Source organism: Trichlorobacter sp. (genome assembly GCF_034008105.1).
Lineage (GTDB): Bacteria > Desulfobacterota > Desulfuromonadia > Geobacterales > Pseudopelobacteraceae > Trichlorobacter.
Genome location: NZ_JAVEPN010000019.1, coordinates 1 through 26,886, shown reverse-complemented (window position 1 = coordinate 26,886; position 26,886 = coordinate 1). Strand labels below are relative to the sequence as shown.

General features: G+C 55.3%; 25 protein-coding genes and 1 tRNA gene. 10 read left to right on the top strand and 16 right to left on the bottom strand.

Annotated features, from left to right (window positions below; genetic code table 11):
* Positions 1-32 precede the first annotated feature (32 nt).
* From RBQ93_RS11205 to RBQ93_RS11180, 6 genes are all read left to right on the top strand, one after another.
* Complete coding sequence (locus tag RBQ93_RS11205) at positions 33-863, top strand: hypothetical protein (RefSeq protein ID WP_320372205.1); 831 nt, start codon at positions 33-35, stop codon at positions 861-863.
* Positions 860-4,861, top strand: a complete 4,002-nt coding sequence (locus tag RBQ93_RS11200; protein WP_320372204.1) for a hypothetical protein — start codon at positions 860-862, stop codon at positions 4,859-4,861. The genes RBQ93_RS11205 and RBQ93_RS11200 overlap by 4 nt, the downstream gene beginning before the upstream one ends.
* 13 nt (positions 4,862-4,874) lie before the next feature.
* Positions 4,875-6,764, top strand: a complete 1,890-nt coding sequence (locus RBQ93_RS11195) for a hypothetical protein (RefSeq protein ID WP_320372203.1) — start codon at positions 4,875-4,877, stop codon at positions 6,762-6,764.
* A gap of 175 nt (positions 6,765-6,939) precedes the next feature.
* Positions 6,940-7,530 (top strand): DUF1566 domain-containing protein, encoded by a 591-nt coding sequence (locus RBQ93_RS11190; RefSeq protein WP_320372202.1) that lies wholly within the window; start codon positions 6,940-6,942, stop codon positions 7,528-7,530.
* Between the two features lie 36 nt (positions 7,531-7,566).
* A complete protein-coding gene (locus RBQ93_RS11185; protein WP_320372201.1) occupies positions 7,567-8,106 on the top strand; it encodes a hypothetical protein in 540 nt (179 codons plus the stop codon).
* Entirely contained in the window at positions 8,103-8,864 is a 762-nt protein-coding gene (locus RBQ93_RS11180; RefSeq protein WP_320372200.1) for an ankyrin repeat domain-containing protein, read from the top strand. Before RBQ93_RS11185 ends, RBQ93_RS11180 begins: the two co-directional genes overlap by 4 nt.
* 232 nt (positions 8,865-9,096) lie before the next feature.
* Here RBQ93_RS11180 and RBQ93_RS11175 read toward each other — a convergent pair whose 3' ends face one another.
* Together RBQ93_RS11175 and recG are read right to left on the bottom strand one after the other, a co-directional pair.
* On the bottom strand, positions 9,097-9,438 hold the full coding sequence (locus tag RBQ93_RS11175) for a hypothetical protein (RefSeq protein ID WP_320372199.1): 342 nt from the start codon (positions 9,436-9,438) through the stop codon (positions 9,097-9,099).
* Between the two features lie 31 nt (positions 9,439-9,469).
* Positions 9,470-11,761 carry an ATP-dependent DNA helicase RecG gene (gene recG, locus RBQ93_RS11170; RefSeq protein WP_320372198.1) on the bottom strand — a complete coding sequence of 764 codons (2,292 nt, stop codon included), beginning with the start codon at positions 11,759-11,761 and terminating at the stop codon, positions 9,470-9,472.
* Positions 11,762-11,854: 93 nt separating this feature from the next.
* Here recG and RBQ93_RS11165 point away from each other — a divergent pair.
* Positions 11,855-11,940 (top strand) — tRNA-Leu (locus RBQ93_RS11165).
* A gap of 74 nt (positions 11,941-12,014) precedes the next feature.
* Here the strand turns inward: RBQ93_RS11165 and RBQ93_RS11160 are convergent.
* Positions 12,015-12,845 (bottom strand): response regulator, encoded by an 831-nt coding sequence (locus RBQ93_RS11160; protein ID WP_320372197.1) that lies wholly within the window; start codon positions 12,843-12,845, stop codon positions 12,015-12,017.
* Positions 12,846-12,980: 135 nt separating this feature from the next.
* Here RBQ93_RS11160 and RBQ93_RS11155 point away from each other — a divergent pair, with 135 nt between their 5' ends.
* Positions 12,981-14,228 carry an HD domain-containing protein gene (locus tag RBQ93_RS11155; protein ID WP_320372196.1) on the top strand — a complete coding sequence of 416 codons (1,248 nt, stop codon included), beginning with the start codon at positions 12,981-12,983 and terminating at the stop codon, positions 14,226-14,228.
* A gap of 59 nt (positions 14,229-14,287) precedes the next feature.
* Here the strand turns inward: RBQ93_RS11155 and lgt are convergent, their stop codons facing one another.
* From lgt to RBQ93_RS11130, 5 genes are all read right to left on the bottom strand, one after another.
* The gene (gene lgt, locus RBQ93_RS11150; protein WP_320372195.1) at positions 14,288-15,061 is read right to left on the bottom strand and encodes a prolipoprotein diacylglyceryl transferase; all 774 of its coding nucleotides are present in this window, start codon (positions 15,059-15,061) and stop codon (positions 14,288-14,290) included.
* 332 nt (positions 15,062-15,393) lie between these two features.
* Positions 15,394-15,828 carry a VOC family protein gene (locus RBQ93_RS11145; protein WP_320372194.1) on the bottom strand — a complete coding sequence of 145 codons (435 nt, stop codon included), beginning with the start codon at positions 15,826-15,828 and terminating at the stop codon, positions 15,394-15,396.
* 3 nt (positions 15,829-15,831) lie between these two features.
* Positions 15,832-16,560: a cytochrome c biogenesis CcdA family protein gene (locus RBQ93_RS11140; protein ID WP_320372193.1), complete on the bottom strand. Its 729-nt coding sequence runs from the start codon at positions 16,558-16,560 to the stop codon at positions 15,832-15,834.
* A 13-nt stretch (positions 16,561-16,573) separates the two neighbouring features.
* Positions 16,574-17,095, bottom strand: coding sequence for a TlpA disulfide reductase family protein (locus RBQ93_RS11135; protein ID WP_320372192.1), 522 nt, complete (start codon positions 17,093-17,095; stop codon positions 16,574-16,576).
* Positions 17,096-17,143: 48 nt separating this feature from the next.
* Complete coding sequence (locus RBQ93_RS11130; RefSeq protein WP_320372191.1) at positions 17,144-18,112, bottom strand: polyprenyl synthetase family protein; 969 nt, start codon at positions 18,110-18,112, stop codon at positions 17,144-17,146.
* Positions 18,113-18,293: 181 nt separating this feature from the next.
* On the opposite strand from RBQ93_RS11130, the gene RBQ93_RS11125 reads away from it, so the two are divergent.
* Positions 18,294-19,631 (top strand): DEAD/DEAH box helicase, encoded by a 1,338-nt coding sequence (locus RBQ93_RS11125; protein WP_320372190.1) that lies wholly within the window; start codon positions 18,294-18,296, stop codon positions 19,629-19,631.
* Here the strand turns inward: RBQ93_RS11125 and RBQ93_RS11120 are convergent.
* From RBQ93_RS11120 to RBQ93_RS11110, 3 genes are all read right to left on the bottom strand, one after another.
* The gene (locus RBQ93_RS11120; protein WP_320372189.1) at positions 19,628-20,518 is read right to left on the bottom strand and encodes a zinc-ribbon domain-containing protein; all 891 of its coding nucleotides are present in this window, start codon (positions 20,516-20,518) and stop codon (positions 19,628-19,630) included. The genes RBQ93_RS11125 and RBQ93_RS11120 overlap by 4 nt on opposite strands.
* 6 nt (positions 20,519-20,524) lie before the next feature.
* A complete protein-coding gene (thrC, locus tag RBQ93_RS11115; protein ID WP_320372188.1) occupies positions 20,525-21,907 on the bottom strand; it encodes a threonine synthase in 1,383 nt (460 codons plus the stop codon).
* A gap of 88 nt (positions 21,908-21,995) precedes the next feature.
* Positions 21,996-22,592 (bottom strand): YdcF family protein, encoded by a 597-nt coding sequence (locus RBQ93_RS11110; protein WP_320372187.1) that lies wholly within the window; start codon positions 22,590-22,592, stop codon positions 21,996-21,998.
* Positions 22,593-22,672: 80 nt separating this feature from the next.
* On the opposite strand from RBQ93_RS11110, the gene rpmB reads away from it, so the two are divergent.
* Entirely contained in the window at positions 22,673-22,867 is a 195-nt protein-coding gene (gene rpmB / locus RBQ93_RS11105) for a 50S ribosomal protein L28 (protein WP_012470332.1), read from the top strand.
* A 57-nt stretch (positions 22,868-22,924) separates the two neighbouring features.
* Here rpmB and RBQ93_RS11100 read toward each other — a convergent pair whose 3' ends face one another.
* The 5 genes from RBQ93_RS11100 to RBQ93_RS11080 form a co-directional block, all read right to left on the bottom strand.
* A complete protein-coding gene (locus tag RBQ93_RS11100; RefSeq protein WP_320372186.1) occupies positions 22,925-23,305 on the bottom strand; it encodes a RidA family protein in 381 nt (126 codons plus the stop codon).
* Positions 23,306-23,447: 142 nt separating this feature from the next.
* Positions 23,448-25,598 carry a bifunctional (p)ppGpp synthetase/guanosine-3',5'-bis(diphosphate) 3'-pyrophosphohydrolase gene (locus RBQ93_RS11095; RefSeq protein ID WP_320372185.1) on the bottom strand — a complete coding sequence of 717 codons (2,151 nt, stop codon included), beginning with the start codon at positions 25,596-25,598 and terminating at the stop codon, positions 23,448-23,450.
* Positions 25,599-25,697: 99 nt separating this feature from the next.
* Positions 25,698-25,904 carry a DNA-directed RNA polymerase subunit omega gene (rpoZ, locus tag RBQ93_RS11090; protein WP_320372184.1) on the bottom strand — a complete coding sequence of 69 codons (207 nt, stop codon included), beginning with the start codon at positions 25,902-25,904 and terminating at the stop codon, positions 25,698-25,700.
* A 58-nt stretch (positions 25,905-25,962) separates the two neighbouring features.
* Positions 25,963-26,571: a guanylate kinase gene (gene gmk / locus RBQ93_RS11085; RefSeq protein WP_320372183.1), complete on the bottom strand. Its 609-nt coding sequence runs from the start codon at positions 26,569-26,571 to the stop codon at positions 25,963-25,965.
* Between the two features lies 1 nt (position 26,572).
* Positions 26,573-26,836, bottom strand: coding sequence for a DUF2442 domain-containing protein (locus RBQ93_RS11080; RefSeq protein WP_320372182.1), 264 nt, complete (start codon positions 26,834-26,836; stop codon positions 26,573-26,575).
* Between the last annotated feature and the right edge of the window lie 50 nt (positions 26,837-26,886).

The window sequence follows — 26,886 nt, the reverse complement described above, 5'->3', positions numbered from 1 at the left end:
GGTTACCCATGATAACTTAAGAGGAGGCCAGCATGTTGATTTACAATCGACTGTTTTTTGTCCTGTTGTTTTTAAGTGCAACTATAACGTCTGTCGGGGCTGCCGAAAAACCTTCTCCAACCTCTTCAGCAATTACTCCTGCGCAAAAATACACTCGTACAAGCCAGGAAAAACAGAAAATTACCTCCCCCCTCCCTGCTTTTCTGCTAAAAATGCATTCCGACTTGGCAACTCAAGATTACCATACTATTGCGGCACAGATGTTTCATCATGCTGTTCAGGATTATGAACGCTGGCTGAAACAGGGCCAGCCTGAAGATTTTCACAATGCGCTTTTTCATATAAACTCCTCCATTGAAATAACTCCTGATGCTTCCGAATATCTTTTTTTCCAAGGGATGCTGTATGCCTCCCTTAAAGCTAGCCCGGCATCATTGACGCAAGCCACTGACAGCTTTTTGTCTGTGCTTGAGTTACAACCTGACCATCGCCAGGCACGATTCGCACTGGCTCAGGTGCTCCAGGAACAAGGGAAGTTCCGGCTTGCGGCAGAACAGTATCAGTTGCTACTTGAGGCATATCCGGAAATGGTTACCGGTCTGGTACTAGCGCCGTTGGGCTTTTGCTATCTGGCAGGTGACTATCTTGAATTCGGGCTAGATTATCTTAAAAACCTCTCCCACAAACATCCTAAGTCTGCCCCGCTTCGCACAACCCTTGCCATCCTTTTGCAGAACAACAACAGAAACAGTGAGGCCGATAAAGAGCTGAAGCAGATTCAACATGAAAAACTAGGAACTAAATCTGAACAGGAGTATGCCAGACTACTTCAGACCCGATGGCAGATGGGAGGTAAACCATGAAAAGCCTCTCTGTCAAATCCCCCAAAACGTTACGTCCCAAAGCAATTTTCTGTGTGCTGCTTTTTTCTCTTTCCTGTGCAACTTCTTCGTTCTCCTGGACTGATGAACTGTTTGAAGCGGTCAAAGCCATGCAGTCCGGAAAGGCAACTTCGTACCATGAAGGCCTGATTCTAAAGAATAACCGTGAGATCAATCAGATGCGGATCAAGGGGGTCATCTCAGATGACGCCTTCCAACGAAGTCAGGCTTACTATAATCAAATAACCACAGCTACGGCGACAGCAGCAGCAGAACGGCAAGGGACCGTGCTTGAAAGACAGAAAACAGCTTCTTCCAAGCCGATCGACGCTGGTACAGATACCGATTTTATACTTAAGAAAGCTGAGTCAGCAGAACAGATCAAAAAAATCCGCAACACCTTTAACGATGATTTTTCTGAAATTATTCGTAAAAAGGGAGTTGACCCTGCTGGAATAGACTTTGCCACAAAAAATGACGTTGATTTCATGGCAGATCCTGACGGGGTCAGTCAGGCGGAGTTTGAAAAAATTGCGCAGATCAATAACGATGCGTACAAAAGGCCTGGAGCAGCTTCATTTGAGGCAAACGCCCGCACCGGCCGCTCTCAGAGTTATGTGAAGACAATGGCCTACAAAGAAGAAATGGCCGATTTACAGTTAAAGAAAGCCGGGCAAGTTCAGGAGCGTGCTCAGGAATTAGCGCGTCATCGCAAACAGTATCCAGATCCTGCTGCAGAACCATCTGATGCCTTTATCCGGCGTATGCAGCTTGAGGCTGACCTGCAAAGAATTCAGGCCCAACGCAGCAAATATCACCAGCGTGCCCAGCAGGCTACGCTCGAACTTGCCAAAATGGCTGGTGATACCACGGTGTGGGATCCGGCATCCCGCCAGCAGCGCAAGATTCCGATGGAGGATCTTATAAAGGCAAGTCAGTCCGACCTTCCTGGCAAAGCAAAACAGCGAGCCCCATCAGCAGATGTCAGCCAGCGGCAGCGAGAGATAACTTCCGCAACTGCCGACTCTCTCTCCACACATCTCAAATATCAGGATACAATAAATGAAGTTCGGGTGCTTGCTCAACTGTCACAACAGCAACCTGACCGGACACCTGCATTTCAGCAACGGATTATTCAACTGAGCGAAGGTTTGCCACCGGCCCAGCGAGGAGAAATGCTGGCGCGTCTCCATGACAGCAACGCTTCGCCACGACTGGTTACTGGAGTTACCGGAGAGATGCAGAAGCATCCGGCCAGCCCACGACTTCAGGGCAAAACAGCAGTTACGCCTGAAGGTCGTCTGCATAAAGTCGGCAATGCCATGGGTTTGTTCGGCGATATTATGAGTATTTCCAGTGAGCTGGATAAAGCATCTCGGGGGGAGCATCTGCTCTTCAATCTTGCCAAGACAGACAGTCATCTTAAAAAAATTCTAAAAATGAGCGCTGTTGCCGGTATTGAGTTGGCCCCCATACCGGTAATTGATCTGCTGGAACGCACCAAAAGCGCTGATCAGCGGGCACAGGACTATATAAACGACCTGGCCCGACGGGGTGTTACCGGGTGGCAGGCAGACCCCGCCTTTGTCATGTTCGCCGCAGTTTCGACAGTTTCTTTTGATACCTTTAACGCCATGTTTGTAGATCCACTCACCAAGGGGGGTGAAGCGGTTATGGAGACCGGCTATCTTTTCAGGGATACCGGACGAAATTTTCTTGCTGACTTCAGACATGCGGAGCAGCAGCGGCTGTTGCGTGAGATGAAAAGCGCTTCACATGCCAGGGCGCAAGCATTTGATCTGGGTGGCCTGTATGGGCGGCGTGGCGGCTTTGAAGGCGGACCTTTGGCTGGTGAGGTTGCGGTTGGCGAAACCATAGCCTTTGTTGTTCAGAAAAATGATCGATGGACAAATGATTATTTTGTACGCTGGGAACTTACAACGCCTGATGGCAGAACCGATATCTTGCAGCCGGTTACCAAGCCTGGTGATTACGAAGCCTCCATGAGAGCAGACGACCCTGAGGCAGCCAGACGGCGCATAGATGTTGGGGCTGGATTCCTTCCCGGTGCTCACACCGTTAGCATTCGTATATTCGAGAGTGCCAGCAAGCTTCAGGTTGATTCCAGAGATGCCACTTTTACCGTATCTGGCAAAATCGGAATTGGCCCTATTGCTGCGGCAAGAGACAAATACCTGCACGAAAATGGCACACCCCTGTTTTCAACAACGGGCGGACAGCAGTTGATTACCCTCAAGCCCGGCGATATTCTAGCCTTTAATGTGGCCCGTATTGGCAGGTGGACAAAAGAACACGAGGTTCAGTGGCTGGTAAATGGTGAAAATTACAAAACCCAGAACGGCGAGAATCAAAATGCAGATAGACTGCGTTTTGATTCGACCGGGATGGATAGTGGAAATTATCGCGTTGCCGTGCGGATTATTGACACAGCCGGACCGACCCGCAAGATACTGGGACATCAGCAGATTGAAATACGCCTGGGAAAACAACAGAAGAAAGCTGAACCTTTCAGTATCCGAGCCACACTGGGGGACTACAATGGCCCACCGTTGGCATCTGCGCTTCGCAATGGTGATATTCTGGCCTTGCAGGCCGTTATAAAACACACGTATCCGGCTGAGCCTGCACAGCTTTTCTGGCAGGTACTTGACGCTGCCGGCAGACCTCTAGCGGGACTTGCAAAGCAGGAGCAGGTCACTGAACCTACAGGGACTGGAAACTACCGTTTCAGGTTCCAACTTGGAAGCTTTGAGCAAGGCGAGTATCAGGTTGTTCTGAAACATTTCTTAACGGCACATTCTGAATCCGTAACATCTGCAACGCTTTCTTTCAGGGTGGTCAGTACAAATCCGGTTGAAAAGACGCTTGATATTCCATCAGACAAAAGAACATCAACATCACCAGTGGCTGTTTTGTCGCGCCAGTCAAAAGACCCCACTTACATTCCGCCTGCTCCAAAGTTTTCTTCCCCGCCGAAGTATTCTCCCCCTCCCGTTGCGCCCCGATTGTCCCCTTCGGCGCCCGTGCCCGCATTCCCTTCATATTCCGGCAAAGAGAGCGCTTCTTTTCCCCGGCAGGGCCCGATCCCCGAACCACGAGTGAAGGTGCCCCAGAAAGAGAGCAAACCCCAAATTGTCTATTGGGTTGTCAACACGTTGACCTGGAGTAGAAACAGCAATGCAACAACCATGCGCGCCCAGGTCACAACCGGGAATCAGCCGCCGGTCACCGGTTTCTCTCAGCCGGTTTCCGGCACCGCCGGCCACTACCATGTTGTCGTAAAGGCTTACGGAACTTTGGAACCGCGTGAGGCGCAGCAGATCGCAAATGACATCAACCAGGGAAAATACCGAGATGTATTTTCAAGGACGCGTTTTGATTCATCGGGCCATATCGGCAAGGGGTTGGAGGGGACGCCGCTGGTGAACTACGGTCCCGGCGTTGAGGCCCTGATCGGGCCGGCGCAGGTAACACGGGCGTCAGGAGAGGATGCCGGTAAGAGCTCGTCTGCCTTCCGCGACGAGGCTGTCAAGCGCCTCAAAGCACTTGCCCCCAACCTCGAGATGGGAGTCAGAAAAATGGCGGGAGACATCAGCGTTCTGCAGTATTCCATCGATAATTCCAAAAAAACGCTTGCCCGAGACCTGGCTGAATTGAAGAGTATCGCCACGCCGCTTGGCGCCAAGGCGCGGACCATGACAAGAGAACAGTTCATGGCTAGGTATGGCGCAGAGTTTCAGCGGGCTGCGCAACTTGAAACACGATACAATGAAAAAACAAGGCAACATAACAGCCTAGTCAATAAACGCGATAGCCTGATCAAACGACAAAAAGAAATTGCAACACTTCATGACGTTATTTCGGTGGCATGGCGCACAGGCAATATTGAAAGATGTATTGAAATCGCAAACGATTCGCCATTGGCAAAAGAGTTCGGCTACAAGCCGCTCTATAAATGAATTGGGGGTGTTCATGAGAAGAAAAATATCGTTAGCAGCAATCGTCGTCATCCTGCTTCTGGCCTGTGCAGGATTGGCGGCAGGCGCGGCCGGGGATAGCGGGATTGTCGACCAGAACGGATGCAAACATGTAGGAACGCCGCAGCCGGGCAAGAAAGTTATCTGGTCGGGTGGCTGCGTCAACGGATTCGCCAAAGGCAGCGGCACCCAGGTCTGGTTCAAGGACGGGGTTGAAACATCGCGCTATGTCGGACCGGTGCTGGCGGGCGCCAGGCATGGCAAGGGTGTCGTTACCTGGAAGAGTGGGGACCGCTACGAAGGGGACTTCGTCGACGACAAACGGACCGGCAAGGGGATTTATATCTGGAAGAGCGGGGACCGCTACGAAGGGGACTTCGTCGACGACAAACGGACCGGCAAGGGGATTTATATCTGGAAGAGCGGGGACCGCTACGAAGGGGACTTTGTCGACGACAAACGGACCGGCAAGGGGATTTACACATGGAAGAACGGAAACCGCTACGAGGGGACCTTTGTCAATGGCAAACGAACTGGCGGAGTCTATGGTAAAGCGGCGCCTGAGCCCGTCCCTGCCCAACAATCAACCGCGCTGCACATTGATAATAAGAACGTGCCACCCAGTCAAGAAGTCAAGGGTACCGAGACGATGGTCTGCAATACGAAAGGTGGGCGGGTATTCACAATCGAGCATGGGCATATCCATGGTGGTATAGCACTCCCGAATAATAACATTATTTTCAGCGGGTCGAGGATGGGTCAATCAAAACCGGAATTATGGGTAATTTCCACAACCCTAGAAGGACAGATACTATGGGAACACACAGTACCTGAGTGTAAAGCTGAATTCAATTTTCCATTTTTACCTTCTCTGAACAGAGAAAACAAAGTGCTTATACCTTGTGAGGATAAGATTGTTGTCTTTAACCAGAAAGGTGAGCGTGGGCAGGATATAAGACTTAAATCAATGGACGATACGTCAAAAATAAAAATAAGACAGGTCATTTCAGGTGACGGTGGTTTTTTAGCGGTGGGCAATCTCAAAGGTGAAGCCATTATAAAAACAAACATGAACGGAGACATGGTTCAGTACGAGAAACTGGGTAGTGTATATGGTTCTGAAGGGCGTCTCATGCTCGCAGTAAATAAAAACGGGGAAATATTTGCTTATGGTCAGTCAAGCAGAACTCCTCGTGAAACAAAGGCATGGCTGGTTAAATTCTCACCGTCCCTGGCCAAGCTATGGGAGGTTGAGGTGAGCCCCGGAGAGAGCACCCCAAGAATGCTCGTTGGCCCATCCTCACTGCTACCGACGAAGGAAGGCGGTGTAATGATCACAGTAGTGGTATCTCGAATTCCGTTGACGTCGATGGCGCGCGGGCAGGCATTGGTGGTGAATTATGATGCCACCGGCAGAGTCAAATGGGAAAAACGCTTTGGAGGAGAAACAAAACAAACCGTAAATGCTCTCTGGGCAGTCGCCCCCCAGACTGAGGATATGTATGTCGGCATAGGAAGAAAAGTTGAAAGTGATGGCGGAACCGGGCGCACATGGTTTACGAGATTCAACCAAAAAGGTTTATTGGGTGAATCGTTCACTCCTTGTATCTGGCCGCAAAGTTTTTCAAATGAGCCGGAGTTTTCCGAGGGTATCGGATTGCTTTCGCTGCCCAACGGCAACTTGCTGGCCTTTGGCACTTATCGGGACAAACATTCGCGGACCAGCAAAAATCCAAACCATGGTTACCTGCAAGCAAGCGCCTCAAGCTGGTACGGCACCGTCTCGACTAATCTTGAGGTAAAGTTGCCGAACAAGAACAAAGGGGGAATGTTACAGGAGCAGCAAAAACCCGTATCGCCCGTCAAGGGCCGGGTGCTGGACTAGAAGATGCGCCAGTAGAGAACCGCTGCCACCATAATGGATGACCAGATTCATTCTTTAAGGGGGAAATATGCTAAAAAAGAGTGTTCCAATAGGTTTGCTGGTATGTTTGTCCTTTTTGAATGGTTGTGGTTCTCCGTCTGCAGTGCCACTTATTGTTAGGAGTCAGGGGCCTTACGTGATCGGCGACCGTGGACCGACCGGCGGCTGGATCATTCACGACAAAGGCAATGAAGCTGACGGCTGGAGATATCTGGAAGCCGCGCCGGAGGATCAGACACCTCTGAGCTGGAGACATCAGGGGTTGATGCCATGGGGTTGTAACGGGAAAACGATCCCCGGTGCCAGATATACCACTATTGGCACCGGCATGAGAAATACCAGTGCAATCCTACGGGAATGTGAAGAGCCCGACACTGCTGCGCGGATGTGTGCCAATTATCGCGGGGGAGACAAGGATGACTGGTTTTTACCCTCTCTTGATGAACTCAATGCAATCTATAGGCATTTACACAAACATGACCTCGGCGGTTTTGGCCTTGGCGAGTACTGGAGCTCGTCAGAAACCTCCAAGGGTTATGCCTGGTATTACAATTTCACCAACGGAAAACAGCTTTACTGTAACAAGTGGCCCAAACATCGCGTTCGTTGTGTACGGGCCTTTTCAGAAACTCCTGACGCCCCGCTTCAGCCGATTCCAGTTTCAGCGATCCCCCCTGTTCCGTTGACGGCCCCGGGGCCACTGCCCAAGGGCCGGGTGCTGGAATAGGTTTCATAGGAAAACTGCTTTGGTTGAGAGGATAAAATGAATAAAATCCTTTTACTGTCAGCATGTTTCGTTCTTGCATCAATCTGCGGCTGGGGAGCAATTTTTGCGAATGACGCTATTGTTCTTTTTCTTGATGGAAAGCGTTTGACCGGAAATTCTGTCCTTGTGCGGTACGATGCAGCAAGCAGCGAAAAACTTGCGTTGTGTGAAAAAGGAGCCTTCTGGTTATGCCAAGGGCCGACATGGGGAGTGGGACCTTATACCTTTATCCAGGTGGCCGGGGAAGAGATCATGACCTTTGCAAATTGGGTCAGGACCCCGGAAGGCCGCGCCAGCAAAGATCTTAACAGCGACTATCAGCACTATCTGCAAGGGCGGAGCAAAGAATCTCTACGCCAGGTAACGATCATGGTACCCACCATTGAAGAGAGTCCAGCCCTGGATAAAACTCCGAATCCCCCACCGTCGCGTGGGATGGTTGGGGGCAAACTCGGCTATGACCGTTTCTTTCGTGTCAATCTTGAAAACGGGGAGATCAATATCATAACCCGACATCAGGCATTCGAACTAAAATGAGAATTCTGCACTTTCTTGTCCTGCTTCTTTTGTTACCTTTCGTTGCATGCCAATCTGGTGACTTAAGCAGGGAACTTGTTGAAGCGGCAAAGCAAGGGGATGTTTTTAAGGCAGAAAGGCTGCTGAGGCAGGGAGCTGACGTAAACAGCCGTGAACAGAATGGCCAGCTTGCCCTTATGGGTCATAACTCGCTCCTCTGGGCTTCCAGTAAAGGACACTTTGAAATGGTGAAGCTGTTGTTGTCGCATGGCGCCAATGTCAACGCGGCTGATAGCCAGAACCGTTCAGCCCTGATGATGGCATCTGCAGGTGGTTATAGGGATATAGTAGCCTTGCTGCTTGAATCAGGCGCAAATCCTTGTTTATGCTCACAACAAAACGATACCATGCTTATGGCTGCGGCTGCCGGTGGTCATAATGAATTGGTTCTGCGTTTTCTTGACATGGGGTTGGATGTTAACGCTACAAATGATCTTGGAACAACCGCCCTTATGTCAGCTGCATTGCGAGGACACACGCAAACCGCTGCCACTTTGCTTGCAGGCGGTGCAAAAGTTAATATGAAGGATACTATGGGCAACACAGCACTGCTGCTTGCTGCCACCGGAGTACTGCACAAAGGTGGCGGTTCCGCTGATACGGTCAAGCTTCTACTGGCGAACGGGGCGAACCCGACCATTGCCAACAGGAATGGAGATACTCCTTTAAGCGTAGCGAAAAGCAGGGGCAATTGTCCTGTTGTGGCATTGCTTGAATAGGAACACGTCATGCTCGTTTTGCTGCCAATACTCAGGCCATCCTCTGGGAGATGGAGGAACTTGGCGTCCTGCCGCTACCGTGTCACTAAGCGGCCCAGGCGCCACTGCCCAAAGGCCGGGTGCTGGAATAGATTTCACAGGAAAACTGTTCCCGGATAGCTGCACGACTGAACGTTACAAACAAAAAGAGCCGGGGATGACCCGGCTTTTTTTGTAGCAGCACCACGCTCAGTTAAAAATCATCCTGCTCCGGCCCCCAAGCATCCTTGAAGGTGATCTTTTTCACCCGGTTTTCGCTCAACACTTCATCACTGATCAGGGTGGCCTCTTCTTCGGTAAAACCGATGCGGGGCCGCACCGACATCCAGTGGGTGGCGGCTGCGGACGGTTTTTCCAACGGTCGTGGCAAGGGCGGTCCCGGCTTGTACTGGCGGTTCAGGAACAGGGCAGCCTCGTACTGCTTCTTGTGCAGCACCAGAGCCACATCCACCTGATAGATGCCGTTACTGACCGTTTTGCTAAGAATCACCTTTTCCAGGACCATACCTTCAGGCATCTGGAGTAGTTCAGACATGCCAACCTCCTTCTATGGTTAGAATACACAATCAGGCCACCCCGGCCAGTTCCAGCCGGGTGCCCCAACGTCGAATCAGTTCAGCCTTAATCCGTTGCCCCTCAGATGATGCCAACGCGCCGTCATGCTCCAGCAGCCCGCAGGCCGCCTGCCGGGCCTGTTCCAGGATCAGGCCGTCCCGCAGGATGCTGGCCACCCGGAAGTCAGGCATGCCGGATTGACGGGTGCCCAGAAAATCGCCCGGACCGCGGATCTCCAGATCGGCCTCGGCGATCCGGAAACCGTCGCTGGTGGACTCCATTACCCGCAGACGCCGCTCGCCATCTTCTGACAGTTTTCCCGGTGTCAGCAGGATGCAGCGGGAACGGTGCGCCCCACGTCCCACCCTGCCCCGCAGCTGGTGCAACTGCGACAGGCCGAACCGCTCACTGTGCTCGATCACCATCAAGGTGGCGTTGGGCACGTCAATCCCCACCTCGATCACGGTGGTGGCCACCAGGATATCCAGCTCCCGGTTCTTAAAACTGGCCATCACCGCCTCTTTTTCCTCCGGCTTCAGCCGACCATGCAGGAGCCCCACCCGCAAGCCGGGAAAGATCTCCAGCTGCAGGTGCTCGGCCATCTGGCTGGCAGCCTTCAGGTCACTCTTCTCCGACTCCTCCACCAGCGGGTAAATCACGTAAACCTGTCGCTCTTGGGCCACCTCAGAGCGGATCAGGTCGTAGACCTGATTGCGGCGAGATTCGAAATAGATCTTGGTATCAATGGGGGTTCTGCCTGGCGGCAATTCGTCGATCACCGACAGGGAGAGGTCACCGAACAGGGTCATGGCCAGGGTACGGGGGATCGGGGTGGCGGTCATCACCAGGATGTCAGGGTTAGTCCCCTTCTTTTTGAGGATGCCCCGCTGCAGCACCCCGAAACGGTGCTGTTCATCCACGATCCCCAACCCCAGGCGCTGAAACTCCACCTTGTCCTGAATCACGGCATGGGTGCCGATCACGATGGCGGCCCGACCATCGGCCACCTGGGCCAAGGCCTCTTTTTTGGCTGCCCCCTTCAGGCCGGCGGTCAACAGCACCACACTGACCCCCAGCTGTTCACACCAGTGGTGAATGTTATGCCAGTGCTGCTCGGCCAGGATCTCGGTGGGGGCCATGATCGCCACCTGATAGCCGTTTTCCACCGCCACCAGGGCTGCCATCAGCGCCACCAGGGTCTTGCCGCTGCCCACATCCCCCTGCACCAACCGGTGCATCGGATGGGGAGCCATCATATCTTCCTTGATCTCCGCCAATACCCGGCGCTGGGCCGCAGTGAGCTGGAACGGCAGCAAGCGGGCCAGTTCCTTGGTGTAGCGATGAGTCACCTGAAAGGCGATCCCCTCCTCCAGGGCGATGCCTCGTTTTTTGAGGGCCTGGCCCAGCTCCCAATAAAAGAATTCATCAAAGGCCAGCGAACGGTGGGCCGGGGTGCGCCCCTCATTCAGATCAGCCAGCTGCGCCTCGGCCGGCGGCAGGTGTACCTGCCCCAATGCCTCCCGCAACGGCAGGTAACCGTGGGGGCTGAGTAATGACGTCGGCAGGACGTTTTCAACATTATCAAGGAAACCGTCCACCACCTGACGCATCACCTTGCGCATACTCTTCTGATGCAGACCTTCGGTCAGGGGATAGACCGGCACAATCCGGCCGAAGTTTACCGGGTCGGCCGCCATCACCGCCTGCACGTCGGCCCCTTCCTCCAGCCACTCCACATCGGGGTGATGCACCTCCCGCTGAAAGCCGAAGGAGGTCACCTCACCGGTAAACACCCCCCGCCGCCCCACCTTCCAGGTGCGCTGCATCCAGACAGCATTGGCGTGGAACCATTTCAGCAGCATGCTGCCGGAATCGTCCTGCACCAGCACCTCGAACACCTTGCGGCCGCCCTTGGTGGTGACCCCATTGGCCGACATCACCGTGCCCTGAAACACCTGACTGACGCCCGGCTTCAGCTGACGGATCGGCACCAGGCTGCGTCGGTCTTCGTAGCGGTGAGGCAGGCAGAACAGGGCGTCCTCAACCGTACGGATATCCCGCTTGGCCAGCAGCTCGGCCAGTTTGGGACCGATCCCCTTGATGAACTGCATCCCCACGGTCAGGTTCTTGCGGGCGATGCTCTGCTGTAATGAAGGAACTGCCGCTGGGATGGCCTTACGTAACACCAGCTCGGTGCCGTTAGTTTCGACGTTCACGGCATCATCCGGCTGCAACCCCAGTTTATCCAACACCGCGGCCGGAATGGTCACTGCGCCGCTATGGTCAATGATTAGCCTATTCATGTTCAGCGTTTTATACACCACGCTCATCAGAAAGTCAGCCCGGCCTTTCCTCTTGACGCCCCGCCAGTGTTGCGGGTATAGTGTCGATCCCTTGCCAGAGTGGTGAAATGGTAGACACAGCAGACTCAAAATCTGCCGAGGGCAACCTCATGCCGGTTCGAGTCCGGCCTCTGGTACCATAGCAAACACAGAAAAGGCCCTCAGCTACTGCTGATGGGCCTTTTCTTGTGGACGACGATGAAAACTGATCCCGTTATTTTTTTACGCAGTGCCGGAAGGCACGTTTTACCCTGGACACCACCGGGATCCGGCTGATCGGCTTGGCGATGTAGTCAAAAAAGCCCATCTCAAACACCCTCATCTCCTCCTGGGGGGTGAGCTTGTCGCTCATCAACAGGACCGGCACCGCCTGAAATTCGGGTATGGCCTGAATGGACTGCAACAGCCGCACGCCATCAAGCTTGGGCATAACCTTATCGGTTATGATGACGTGGGGCTTCTGGGCAATCAGCATATTGAAACCTTCAAGTCCATCATTGGCGACCAGCACCCGGTACCCTTCCTTACTGAGAAATTCCTGCGCCAGGGCCTGGGTGGTTGCCTCATCATCGATGATCAGCACGGTTTCTGTGGTTGATTCGTTGAATTCTTGCTTGAGGTAGTATTTGCAGATAGCACCATAAATTTCACGCCGCGTGGCCACACAACGGGTGATCTGCAGGCCGTTGTTGGCTGCCAGATTCTCCACAAACTTGGTCTCGGTCGGATCGGCAACCGCCAGCAGCAGCCTGTTGCCTTCTACTTTTAACGGAAACACCAGCCGTTGAATGGCCAGATCAGAGGGAACCAGATCGAGCACCTGCGGACTGTAGGCATAACTGGTGAGATTAGCGATCACCTTGAGGCCAAACTGCTGGGCAAGGGCTGCAGCCAGCTCTTCACCGGTAACCAGGCCGCAATTCTCAAGTATCAGGCCGATCCGCTTCTTGTCCTTGCGTGATATGGCCAGCATCCGTTCGAATGACGTGGCGGTGAGGATGCCCCGCTCAATCAGTATCTGGCCCAGCTGTTTCCATTCCTGCATAATCGCTGACCTCTGATGATAGTGCCGTATCACGAGCTTTCACAGGCGCATATATCTGCTACACTATGGCCCATAAGTCAACATCTTACATCAGATCGCACACCAACAAAATCAACACCCTGGCCCGAGCCTGAGATGACCGAGACAACAGCGTTGCTGCCCGCTAATCTGACAACTGCACTACGACGGATATTTCCCAAAACCGCCGACGATCAGGTCTTCCTGGTGGGGGGGACGGTGCGTGACGCCTTGTTGGGAAAAACCCAGCAAGATATTGACCTTGTGACCACGCTATCGAAAGAGACTCTGCAACAGTTCGGTTTTCGCCAAGTTATCGCCAAAAGCACCCAGCCGATCTGGTTTCGCGCTGACCGCAGGCTGGGCACCATCGAAGCAACTACCCTCGCCTCTTTTGATCTGCTGCAGCACGAACTTGCCCGCCGGGATTTTACGGTCAACGCCATGGCCGTTTCGCTGGACGGTCAGCTGTATGATCCGCTAAACGGCCGCAACGACCTGCTGCAACGACGCTTGGTTGCCTGCTCGCCGAGCTGCTTTTTTGATGACCCGCTACGGCTGTTTCGTGCCTTTCGCTTTGAGGCGGACGGCTGGCAACTGACAGAGAAAAGCGCGACGCTTATCGCCAGCCAGGACTGGTCGACACGCCTGGCGGCACTACCCACAGAGCGTTTCAGCCGAGAGCTGCTCAGGGCGTTGGCGGCTGCCAATCCGGTTTGCTTTTTCCAACGGATGCTGCAGTTCAGGATCGGCCAACACTGGCTGCCGGAGCTGTTCCGTATGCCCCAGGTACCGGCCGGACCGCCGGAGCACCACCCGGAAGGTGATCTGCTCAGCCACAGCCTGCAGGTGCTACAACGGGCGACAGATCAGACGCCCGACCCACTGACCCGTTTTTGCGCACTATTTCACGACCTCGGCAAGCTACAGACACCACCAGACCTGTATCCGCGCCATCATGGTCATGACCAGGCGGGCGCAACCCTGGCTGTGGAGCTCTGCAACCGTTTACGGCTGCCGGTTCGTTATCGCCGGGCGCTGGCGGGCGTTAACCGGCTGCATACCACTATGGGCCTCTGGGACACCTTGCGTGACGCCACCCGGCTGCGGCTGGCACAACAGGCCCAAAAGGCCGGTATTGCAGACCTGCTGCCGCTGGTGGCCCAGGCAGACAAGCCTGGAGCAACATCGACAGCACGGCAGTGGCAGCTGTGCCTTGACATCATCAACCTCACCACGGTCGAGCTGGGGATAGATCAGACACGGCTGCACAATCTGCAACCACAGGCACTGCAAGATCTGATTCTTGACAGACGTGTGCAGGCACTGAGAGCATCTCGCACCGATGCCTTGCTACCGACATAACGCACAACGGCCCGGCAGATGTTCTGTCGGGCCGTTGTGCGTCACTATGCTCCTGTGCGTTATTTTTTGCGCCACAGCCACCATAACAGTCCAACGCCACACACAAACAGCGGCAGACTCAACAACTGACCCATCGAGAAAAAGCCCCAAAAGAGTCCCAGTTGGCTATCGGGCTGGCGGAACAACTCCACAAAGGAGCGAAACAGACCGTAGCCAGCCAGAAAGGCGGCCATAGCAGCGCCGTTCACCGGAATCCGGCGGGCACACCAACGGACCACAAAAAACAGTACCAATCCTTCCAGAAAGGCTTCGTACAGCTGCGAAGGATGACGTGGCAGCGGCCCGCCTTCCGGAAAGATGATGCCCCAGGGAAGATCGGTGGGACGCCCGTACAGTTCGCCGTTGATGAAGTTGCCGATTCTACCCAGACCCAGCCCTACCGGCGCTGCCAGAGCGGCCAGATCAGCCAGTTGCAGCAGCGGAAGCTTGCGGCTGCGGGCAAACCAGATGGCCGCCACGGCAACCCCCAGCATGCCACCGTGGAATGACATGCCCCCTTCCCAGATGTAGAAGATTTTAAGCGGCCTGGCCAGATAGGCGGCCAGGTCATAGAACAGTACATAGCCCAGGCGCCCCCCCAGCACGACCCCAACGGCCATGCTGAAGATCAGGTCGGCAATCCCTTCAGCGTCCAGCTCAAGCTTTTTGCGACGCACCTCACTACGAATGATAAAATAGCTCAGGATAAAGCCAAGTACATACATCAGGCCGTACCAACGGAACTGAAGCGGACCGAGTCTCAAAAATACCGGATCAATGGATGGAAAAGGCATATGAGCGACGACTCCCGTGCTGCTAAAACTCACAAAAACGATGGCTGGCAATAGGAACTTACAGGTTCTCAACAACGCGAAATAGATACAAAATTATATCGACACAAACGGTTCTATGCTATATATAAACGCCTGCAAAGGAGGCTGCACCTATGAAAGAAATCTTGATGATCATCGTATTTGTGGTGGTCTGGTATGTGGTTAACAAATACCTGCTGCCAAAAATGGGAGTACCCACCTGAATGTCCGATGCCTGCACTCCCGCGTCGCGTGAGACCAAAAAAGACACCAAAAAATAGATTGCACCAGACGGATCAAAGGCCGGCTGCTCTTTAGCGGCCGGCCTTTGTGCGTCGTGCAACCGGTTCCTCCAGCACCACCAGATACCCATCCGGGTCAAAGCACCACATCTCCTTGACCCCGTAGGGCTTCTCCTCCAGCGGATAGAGAATCTCCATATCCTCCTCGAGGATGGCGTCCCTGATCCCTTCGATGTCCTGCACCTCAAAATGCAGGGTCATGCCGATTCCCTTGGGAAACATACTGAATCGATGCTCCAGCACCGGGTGGGTCCGCACCACATCGCTCTCCTCAACAAACACCAGGGCGATGCCGTCCATATCCACCATCAGGTGATCTGGGGCGCCAACAGCGGAAAAGGAGCGCTGTACCGGCAGTTCCAGAATGCCGGCATAAAAGGCCTCGGTAACCACCAGTTGCGAAACGGTCAACTGTATTGAATGCTGTGCGCGATGGGCCTTTACCATTGGCTAGTACGTCATGAACAGGCTATTGGCATAGCCTGACAGCACCGACAGCCAGTTGGTGAAGATCAGCACACCTACCACGATCAGGAATAGTCCGGTGACAATCTCAAACAGCCGGATATATTTCTTAAAGCGATTAAACAGGACGATAAAACGGTGCAAGGCCAGGGACGACAGCAAAAACGGAATACCCAGGCCGATCGAGTACAGCAGTAACAGGATGATCCCCTGCCCCACCTTTTCCTCAGTGGCAGCGATCATCAGGATCGAGGCCAGGATCGGACCGATGCAGGGGGTCCAGCCGGCGGCAAAGGCCAGTCCCACCAGGAGACTGCCCAGATACCCGGCCGGTTTATGCTTGAGCGAAACCCGCCGTTCACCCAACAGCCACTTGAGCGGCACCAGACCGGTGACATGGATACCAAACAGCACCACCAGCACCCCGCCCAGCTTGCGGATCAGATCCATATGCTGCTGCATGAAGTTGCCCAGCAGGGTGGCTGAGGCGCCCAGCAACACAAATACGATAGTAAAGCCGGCAACGAAGGACAACGAATGCAACAGGGTCTTGCGACGCACCAGCTGGGTCGGATGCTCGGCATCCAGATCACCAAAAGACAGACCGGTGATGTAGGTGATGTAGGACGGTATTAACGGCAGTACGCAAGGCGACAGAAACGACAGCAGTCCTGCCACAAAGGCGCCAATATATGAAATATTAGGTGTTTCCATGCTTGCCTCTCAACTACTGCTGCATCAAACCTTCCAGAAAAGCGATAACCTCGGGACTGGCCCAGTCAAGACCACCGATCACCTTCTTGGCGATTACGCCCTGCTTATCGATGATGAATGTTTCCGGCACCCCGGTCAGGCCATAGGCTGCAGCGGCCTGTCCAGTTGGGTCCAGGTAAGCCGGCAGAGAAAAACCGGTGTTTTTGAAAAAATCCTGCACCGCCTGCTTACCGCCCTCATCAACCGAGACGCAGACCATCTGGAACGGCTTGCCGACCATGGCCTGATTCAGCTTCATCATCGAAGGGATCTCTTCACGACAGGGAGGACACCAGGTGGCCCAGAAGTTGAGCAGTACCACTTTGCCCTTCAAAGATTCCAAGGTCAATGGGGTGGTATCCAGAGCAACAACGCTGATCTCTGGCGCCTTGTGTTTTTCAAGCGGTTTCGCGCCTCTGGCAGGTTGGCTGCCCTCTTTTGAGCAGCCCGCAACAAGCAGCAACGAACAGCAGACCACCATTAACCATTTTTTCATGCCTTATCCTCCAGAAACATCACGAAACGATGGGGAATACAAGAGTGTTTAACGGTTGCGGGTAACGACGTATTCGGCTAGCTCAAGCAGTGCGTCTTTACATTGGCTGTCGGGGAAAACGGCCAGATGGCAACGGCAGGAGTCAACGCAGGCCCGGGCCCGTTCGATGGTGTAATCAATACCACCGTGGCGTCGCACCAGTTCGGTAACCCAGGTAAACTCCTGGGTAGAAAGTTCATCCTTCTCCACAATAGCGGCGATCTGGTCACGTTCCGCAGCAGTACAGTGCTGCAGGGCATGAATCAGAGGCAGGGTCATCTTGCCCTCCTCCAGGTCGTGTCCGATGCTCTTGCCAAAGTCCGCCTCGGAAGCGGTGTAGTCCAACAGGTCGTCCATCAACTGAAAGGCGATACCCAACTCCATGCCGAATGCGGCCAGGGCCTGTTCCTGCTCGCCTGTGGCCTTGCCCAGGATGGCGCCGCACTGGCAGGCCGCCGACAGCAACACCGCCGTCTTGGCCCGTACTACGCCGATATAGTTCTCTTCTGTCAGGTCAAGATCGCCGGTGTACAGCAACTGCATCACTTCACCCTCGGCAATCACCGTGGTGGCCTGGGACATGACCCGCAGCACATCGAGGCTGCCGACCCCAACCATCAACGAGAAGGATTTCGAGAACAGGAAATCGCCGATCAGCACCGAGGCCTCGTTACCCCACAGGGTGTTGGCCGAGGCTTGTCCGCGGCGAAGGGTGGCACTGTCAACCACATCATCGTGCAGCAGGGTAGCGGTGTGGATAAATTCGACGACGCTGGCCAGCGGAATGGCCTGATTGCCAGAGTAGTTGCACAGCCTGGCAGCCAACAACAACATGGCCGGACGGATTCGCTTGCCACCGCTGGAGAGGACGTACTCTCCCACCTTGCGGATCAAGGGAACATCCGAAGCCAGGTCCTTCCTGAACTGTTCTTCCACCGACCTGAGGTCGTTGCCGATCAATTCCAACGCTGCCTGCATGCCTGTCAACACCTCGCGTAAATTTTGCCAATCCTACGTGCTGCACAGCGGTTTTGTCAAAGCATTTCTGGCTTTTTACAGTGCGTTTGCCGTGGTTTGGCATTGCTTCACAACCGTCAAGCGTGTATATCTAACAAGCCTTACAAAGGACACGAACGACACTAAGGAGCGCCTCACCATAATGCAGTTTAACGAACTCGATATACCCCAGCAGGTCATGCAAGGCGTGATTGACGCCGGCTTCAGCAGTTGCACACAAATACAGGCCCAGACCCTGCCCCTCTCATTGTCTGGCAAGGATGTGGCCGGTCAGGCCCAGACCGGCACCGGCAAGACCGCTGCCTTTCTGATCACCCTGCTGACCAAGCTGCTGCGGACCCCCACCGAGGCCAACAAACGTCCACGGGCCCTGATCCTCGCCCCCACCCGAGAACTGGTCGTACAGATCGAAAAGGATGCCCAGGTGCTGGGAGCCCACTGCGGTCTGTCGATCCAGGCCATTTATGGCGGCGTGGATTATATGAAGCAGAAAAACGCACTCAAAGATGGCGCTGACGTGGTGATTGGCACTCCGGGCCGCCTGATCGACTATCTCAAGCAAAAAGTCTACACCCTCAAGCATATCGAGATGCTGGTGATCGACGAGGCAGACCGGATGTTCGATATGGGCTTCATACCGGACCTGCGCTTTATCCTGCGGCGGCTGCCTCCCTTTGATGCACGTCAGAACCTGATGTTCTCGGCCACCCTCAACCAGCGGGTGATGGAACTATCCTACGAGTTCATGAACGCACCCCAGAAGGTCTCGGTTACCCCGGAAAAGATGACCGCCGAGCGGGTTGAGCAGACCCTCTACCATGTTGCCAACAAGGAAAAATTCCCGTTACTGCTGGGCCTCCTGCGGCGGGAGGGAATGGTCCGCACGATGGTCTTCGTCAACACCAAGCGGGAAGCCGAACGGCTGCAGGATCGCCTGAATGAGAACGGGTTTCCCAGCCGGGTGATCTCCGGCGATGTGGAGCAGCGCAAGCGGCTCAACATTCTGGAGCAGTTTAAACGGGGCGAATTGCCGATCCTGATAGCCACCGACGTTGCCTCACGGGGGTTGCATATCGACGGGGTTTCCCATGTGATCAACTACGACCTGCCCCAGGATGCAGAGGACTATGTGCATCGGATCGGCCGTACCGCCCGGGCTGGCGCAGAAGGCAAGGCGATCTCCCTGGCCGACGAGGACGGCGCCTTTCATGTTGAGGCGATTGAGGAATACATCCGGCACAAAATTCCGGTGGAATGGGCTGAAGACGAGCTGTTTGTGCACGACTACAAGCGCCCCAAGCACAGACCGGCACCGGTTGCTGCGGCACGTCCCGCGCGCGGCCAGCAACGCGGCAAACCAGCCGCCAAAACTACTGCAGCACCGGCGGCTGCAAGCGGCGATGCCAAAAAAAGAAGCCGCCCACGGCGCAAAAAGCCGAGTGGCGGCGGGAATCCGGATGGCGGCACAAGCAGCAACTAGCCGTTACGATACCGGTGGTTGAAACGGTCACCACGCAGATACTGCACGAGCAGCAACAGTGGTACCACGCAGAGTGACGAGATCAGCAGGACACTGAATAGTTCCACCAGATAGGCCCACCAGGGGGGTGCGATGGACTTTACTATCCAGACCACATACCCGGCCAGTTCGTACAACGGCACCAATACCACTGCCGCCAGCACCACCCCTTCCATGGCCTGGAGCCCCCAGGCCTGACGCTGCAGGAAGCCGAAGGCCGCCACCAGCACCGCGCCACCAAAGAGTGTAGCTACCCAGGGCCAGAAACCGTACCCCCAGAAGACCTGCCAAGCCGAGACAGGCTCCAGCGATTGCTCCGACAGTTGGAGTTGTATGTCGGTGCCGTGGTAGTGCAGAACCCCTTTAAGCCCGATAGCCAGCAGAATGACTGCAACCAGAACCGCCCCCCAGCCCACGGCTGCCACCGGTTCAAACCCGTTACCAAAACCGGCCAACGTGAGAAGAGGTTTTTTTTCAACCGGATCAGGATCGGAGCGCAGATACTTGGAACCGCCAGTCGGCAGGGCTGGTGCCAACGGAGCGGCGTGTATCTGGCCCAGACTTGTCTGGTGCTCCCGCTGCTGCGCCTGCTGTGCAAACCTCTGTTCCATCAGGGTCTTGACCACCACCCCGCACTGGGGGCACTGGTCAAAGACCTCCTCGCAGCAAGTGCTGTAGCCGCACGAGGGGCATGTATTGGTGGCGTAGGCCGAGGTCATCTGGCGACGGGGCTTCTTGACCTGGAAGCTCTCCTTGCAGCGCGGACAGTTCAGATACCGTCCCTCTTCCGGGATCTCCAGATCATTGATGGTGCCGCTGGCCTTGCAATGGGGGCATTCGATCCGCATCTGCCGCTACTCCACGTGCTGTTCAATAAAGGTCCGCACCTGCTGCTGATCGGCCGGCAACAGGGCACAACGGGTCGGCAGCCCGAGCAGCCTCTGAATGGCCGGCGGCAACGGCACCGGCTGTCCGGTGGCCTCCTGCACCGCCTCACCAAACTTGGCCGGATGGGCCGTAGCCAGACAGACCGGCAACATATCGCCAGCCGCCAGATCACGGGCGGCCTTGACACCCACCGCCGTATGGGGATCCAGCAGATAGCCGGTCTCTTTGAGGAAGGAGCCGATGGTGGCCAGGGTCTGTTCGCGGTTGATCGAGGCGGAACAGAAATCATGCCGCACCTGGGCCAGCTCATCAGGGCTGAAGACGATCCGCCCCTCGTTTTTCAGCTGGGCAAAGGCGGTGCGCACCCGGGCAGCATCGCGATTGAACAGGTAAAACAGGTAGCGCTCAAAGTTAGAGGCCACCTGGATATCCATCGAGGGCGACACGGTCTGCACCACCTGCCCCACCGAATAGTCGCCCTGGTTGATAAAGCGGGTCAGGATGTTGTTCTCATTGGTGGCCAGCAGCAGTTGCTGCACCGGCAACCCCATCTGCCAGGCCACATAGCCGGCAAAGATATCGCCAAAATTGCCGGTGGGCACCGAAAACAGCACCTTTTGTCCTGCTTGGGCCACCTTCAACCAGGCATAGATGTAGTACACCACCTGGGCCAGCACCCGGGCCCAGTTGATGGAGTTGACCGCCCCCAACTTGTGGCGCTGCTTAAACTCAAGATCGTTCATCAGGGTCTTGACGATATCCTGGCAGTCGTCAAAGGTGCCCTGCACGGCGATGTTATGGACATTATCATCCAGCACCGAGGTCATCTGCAGGGCCTGCACCGCCGAGGTCTTGCCCTGCGGGTGCATGATGAAGATGGTGATGCCTTTTTTCCCCCGCACCCCATGGATGGCAGCACTGCCGGTATCGCCGGAGGTGGCACCCACAATGGTCAGCCGCTCCCTGCGCTCGGCCAGGATGTACTCGAACAGGTTACCCAGAAACTGCAGCGCAACATCCTTGAAGGCCAGGGTGGTGCCGTGGAACAGCTCCAGGATAAAGACCCCGTCCTGTCGAACCACCGGCGTCACCTCGGGGTGACTGAAGGTGGCGTAGGAGCGGTCGATAATGCCACGCAGGTCGTCGGCCGGAATATCATCGACATAGCGCGAGATGATCTCAAAGGCCAGCTGGGGATAGGTCAGACCACGCCAGGATTCCAGTTCAGCGCTGGTGAACGAGGGGATCATCTCGGGCAACAGCAGGCCGCCGTCATCGGCCAGCCCCATCATCACAGCATCTTTAAAACGGATCGGCGCAATGCCACCGCGGGTACTGATATAACGCATCGCACAACCTTTCTCTCTAAAAACAGTACGGGACGACCATCGGTCGTCCCTCCGTATGTAGCAGTTTCAGCCAAAAATGAAAAGGGGGCTATGGCGCCAGCGGACGCAGTTCACCAGGGGCAAACAGAAAAAATCCACGAAACAGGCAGTATTTGTAAAATTCGGAGAACAAGAGACGAAAGGTGCCGACATGATACCACCAGTTTTGCCTGATGTTGGCACTATCCACCGGATGGGGATAGATGGCCACCTGCGGCGGCAGCGCGTTGCGCAACAGCAGGGTTGCCCGCTTGAGATGGTAGCGCGACGTGATCAGCAGCACCGTGCGCACGCCGTGGGCCTGCAGCAGATCACGGCCATAGAGGGCATTTTCAAGGGTGTTGCGCGATGCCTTTTCCAGCAATACCCGTTCCGGCGGCGGATCGCCGGGACGCTGACGGTACAGGTCGCTCTTGCGCACCGAAGGATCAACACCCACCAGAAACAGCCACTTGGCCCGTCCTTCGCGAAACAGACGCACCCCTTCCTCCACCCGTCCCTTGCCGCCCACCAGCACCACAATTGCATCAACGTCCATCGAGCGTGGCTTGGCCGAAAAGGTCTTGTAGGTGAAATCCACAAAGAGTGCCGTTACTACCAGCAGGACAATCACCAGCATTGAAAGTAGCGCCTTGAGAATCTTCATCGGTTGCTATTTTTGCCTTGCATTAGCTACCACCTTCTGCTAGAAATTATCGTTCAGTTTTTACGGGAGGACATCATCCAATGTCGAGAAAATGTGAAATTTGCGGCAAAGGCCCCAGCACCGGCAACAACGTCAGCCACGCCAATAACAAGACCCGTACCACCTGGTACCCCAACCTGCAGAAGGTTAAGGCCAAGGCCGCCAACGGCAGCGTGTCGACCATCAAGGTCTGCACCCGCTGCATTCGTTCCGGCTCCGTTACCAAGGCCCTCTAGCACCTCGCCGGTTACAGCCCTTAAACAGCCGTGCGCACTCGTTTGCGCACGGCTTGTTTAGTTTTTCGCCACTGCCACCGCATCAATCTCCACCCGGACCCCCTTGGGCAGCGCTGCCACTGCCACTGTGGCCCGGGCCGGTTTTGCAGCCGGGAAATAGTCCCCGTAGACCTCATTGACCACTGGAAAATCAGCCATATCAACCAGATAGATCGTGGTACGCACCACCTGATCAAACCCACACCCGGCAGCTGTCAATACCCCTCGCAGATTTTCCATCACCCGCCGGGTCTCCAGCCCGATATCACCGCTCACCAACTCACCGGTGGCCGGATCCAGCGGAATCTGACCGGAGCAGAACAGCAGTCCGCCGGCCTGCACCGCCTGTGAATAGGGGCCGATGGCAGCCGGGGCCTGGTCGGTCGCAATAATTTTCATAGCCTACCTCCATGCATCAAAGGAGTGAGGATTTTTTCGTCCTGGCTACGACAATCAAGAAATGGCGCGGAGGCGTACTGATGCAGTACGTCGCACAAGACATTTCGAAGATTGGCGCGGCCAAGGCGAAAAAAGACCACTCCTAACTCTTCAGGCGCTCCACTTTAATGACCCCCTTCACCCGCATCAGCGAATTCATCACCCGCTGCAGATGCTCCAGGTCAGACACGTTGATCTCAAAGATGTTCTCACCACGCTGGTCAACGGTACTCTTCACCTGGGCGCTGGAGATGTTGGCCTCGGCATTGGTGATGGCCATGGTCATGTTGGCCAGAATACCCTTTTCATCGTGACACAGCACACGCAACCGCACCGGCAGCGCCGCGCTCTTGCCCTTGGCCCAGGTTACTTCAATCCGGCGTTCCGGGTCACTCTCCCGCACAAAGGGGCAATCGGCGGTATGGATCGCCACCCCCTGCCCCCGGGTGATAAAGCCCACGATATCATCACCCGGCACCGGGTTGCAGCACTTGGAGTAGCGGATCATGATATCTTCCATGCCCCCCACCTCAACAGCGCTGGCCGACTTGCCCTTCAGCCGGTTGATCACCCCGCTGATGCGCGACTCTTTGTGTTCCTGCTGGGCTTTCAGCTTCTCTTCAGGTATCAGCCTGCCGATCACCTGGTTGGCCGACACCTTGCCATAACCGATGGCGGCCAGCAGATCATCTTCACTGCTGTAGCCCACCTCCTGGGCCACCCGTTTCAGATCACCGGCCCGCTGCACCTTTTGCAGGTTCAGCGAATAGCGCCGGAACTCCTTCTCGCAGATCTCTCTGCCCAGCACGATGCTACGTTTGCGCTCCTCGGTCTTGATCCAGGCCCTGATCTTGTTGCGGGCCCGTGAGGAGTTGACGATCTTGAGCCAGTCCTTGCTGGGAGTATGGTGCGGCGAGGTGATTACCTCGACGATGTCGCCATTCTGCAACTGATGCTTGAGCGGCACCAGCTTGCCGTTGACCTTGGCACCGACACAGCGGTGGCCCACATCGGTATGCACCGCATAGGCAAAGTCGATCGGGGTTGAGCCTTTCGGGAAGCCCTTCACATCTCCCTTGGGGGTGAAGACGTAGACCTCCTCCGGAAACAGCTCCACCTTGACCGAATCCATGAACTCGCGGGAGTCCTGCAGCTCCTGCTGCCACTCCAAGAGCTGACGCAGCCAGGCAAAACGCTTGACTTCCTTCTCGTCGTAGCCCTTGCCCTCCTTGTACTTCCAGTGAGCCGCGATGCCGGCGTCCGCCACCTGATGCATCTCATGGGTGCGGATCTGCACCTCGATCCGGTCGCCGTGGGGGCCGATCACGGTGGTATGCAGCGACTGGTACATGTTGCCCTTGGGCATGGCGATGTAATCTTTGAAGCGGCCCGGAATCGGCTTCCAGGAGGAGTGGATCACCCCCAGCACCCCGTAGCAGTCCTTGACCGAATCCACCAGCACCCGGAAGGCGGTCAGATCGTAGATCTCTTCGAAATCCACATTGCGCTTCTCCATCTTACGCCAGATGGAGTACAGGTGCTTGCTGCGACCGGAGACCTCGCCCACGATGCCATGCTCCTGCAGCTTGGTCTCGATGATCTCACGGGTTTCCTGCACGTACTGCTCGCGCTCCTGCTTCTTGCGCTGGATACGGGCCGAAAGATCGGCATAGGTCTGGGGATTCAGATAACGGAACGAAAGATCTTCCAGCTCCACCTTGACCCAGGAGATACCCAGCCGGTTGGCGATCGGGGCATAGATATCCATGGTCTCACGACTGATCGAACGCTGCTTGGGCTCGGGCTGGAACTGCAGAGTACGCATATTGTGCAGCCGGTCGGCCAGCTTCACCAGGATTACCCGGATATCCTTGGCCATGGCCAGCAACATCTTGCGGAAGTTTTCAGCCTGATTCTCTTCCTTGGTCTTGAAGTGTATCTTGCTGATCTTAGTGACGCCGTCCACCAGATCGGTCACCTCACTGCCGAACATCTCGGCCAGCTCCTCAGGGGTGGCCAAAGTGTCCTCAATCGTGTCGTGCAGGAATCCGGTGACGATACTGGGCACATCCAGCTTGAGTTCAGCCAGAATACCAGCCACCTCAAGCGGATGGATGATGTAGGGCTCACCGGAAAGGCGGGTTTGGCCCTGATGCACCTTGGCGCAATAGACGTAAGCCTTGCGGATCAGGTTCAGGTCAGCGGTGGGATTGAAACTGGCCACCGTATCGAGGATGTCATTCAGTCGGATCATGCAGGATGGGTCACAGCGTCAGGTAGTACAGAAGGCCTAGCGGCCAGAAGACAAAAAAGGGGCGCGCCACCACTGACGCACCCCTCACTACGCAAACGATTAAGCCGCCTTCTTCGTGCTCAACTCGCCGGAAAGCTTGCCAGCTGCTATCTCACGCAGCGCGGTCACCACAAAGCGGTTGTTTTTGGTGGAAACCTGGGGACGCGCCCCCTTGTAAAGCTGCTTAACCCGCTTGGAGGCCATCATCACCAACATAAAGCGGTTCTCAACCCTTTCGAGACAATCTTCAACGGTTACCCGTGCCATACTTTTCTACTCCTTCCGTCGTAACGCAAAATGGGTACAGGATTATACCTGTACTAGCTCAAATATCAAACATTTTCGCAACCTGCCCCAACATGCGCCTGGTGGTGGCTCGGCTGGCGGTCACAATGGAGGACAATAACTCCTGAGCCTCATCCAGCCGATCATTAATCACTATATAGTCATACCAGCGGGCCTCACGGATCTCCTCAGTGGCCCGCACGATACGCCGCTCGATCACTTCGCGCTCATCAGAAGAACGGGATTCGAGCCGCCTTCTCAGTTCGGCCAAACTGGGGGGCAACACAAACACAAACAACCCTTCCACGCCACGCTGCTTGAGCGTCTTTGCCCCCTGACAGTCAATATCCAGCAGGATATCGACTCCGCTGCGACGGGCCTCTTCGATGGTGGCCAGGGCGGTGCCGTACAGATTGCCATGCACCTCGGCCCACTCAATAAAGGCATGCTCCGCCACCATCTGCCGGAAGGCCTCCTCCGGCACAAAATGGTAATCCACCCCATCCACCTCGCCGGGGCGCGGCTGGCGGGTAGTATAACTGATCGACTCCTGCAGGGCTGGAAAGCGCTGCGTCAGACCACGACAGAGTGTTGTTTTGCCCGCTCCTGACGGTGCGGAGATAACAATCAAGAGTCCTTGGGGTTGCATGTTAGCGCCCACCCCGCACGGCAGGAGCGCCGCGCAACAGACCTTCGGTTGACAAATCTTCATCTATCTCAGGCCAATGAATTCCATACCCACCACCACTGGTCTGCCAATGCTCTCGCTCCTGCTGGGTCGCCTGCGCCAGGCGCGGAAACCAGACCAAAGGAACAGTAATGGTTCTACCATCCATAAGATCAACAGCTAATACGTCGTCATTTACGAGCACATTTTTTACGCGTTCATCTGATTTAAGCGCCAAAGTAGCCATGCCACGCCTCCTCCAACAACAACCTGTTCTCAATTACTAAAAGCTGTATG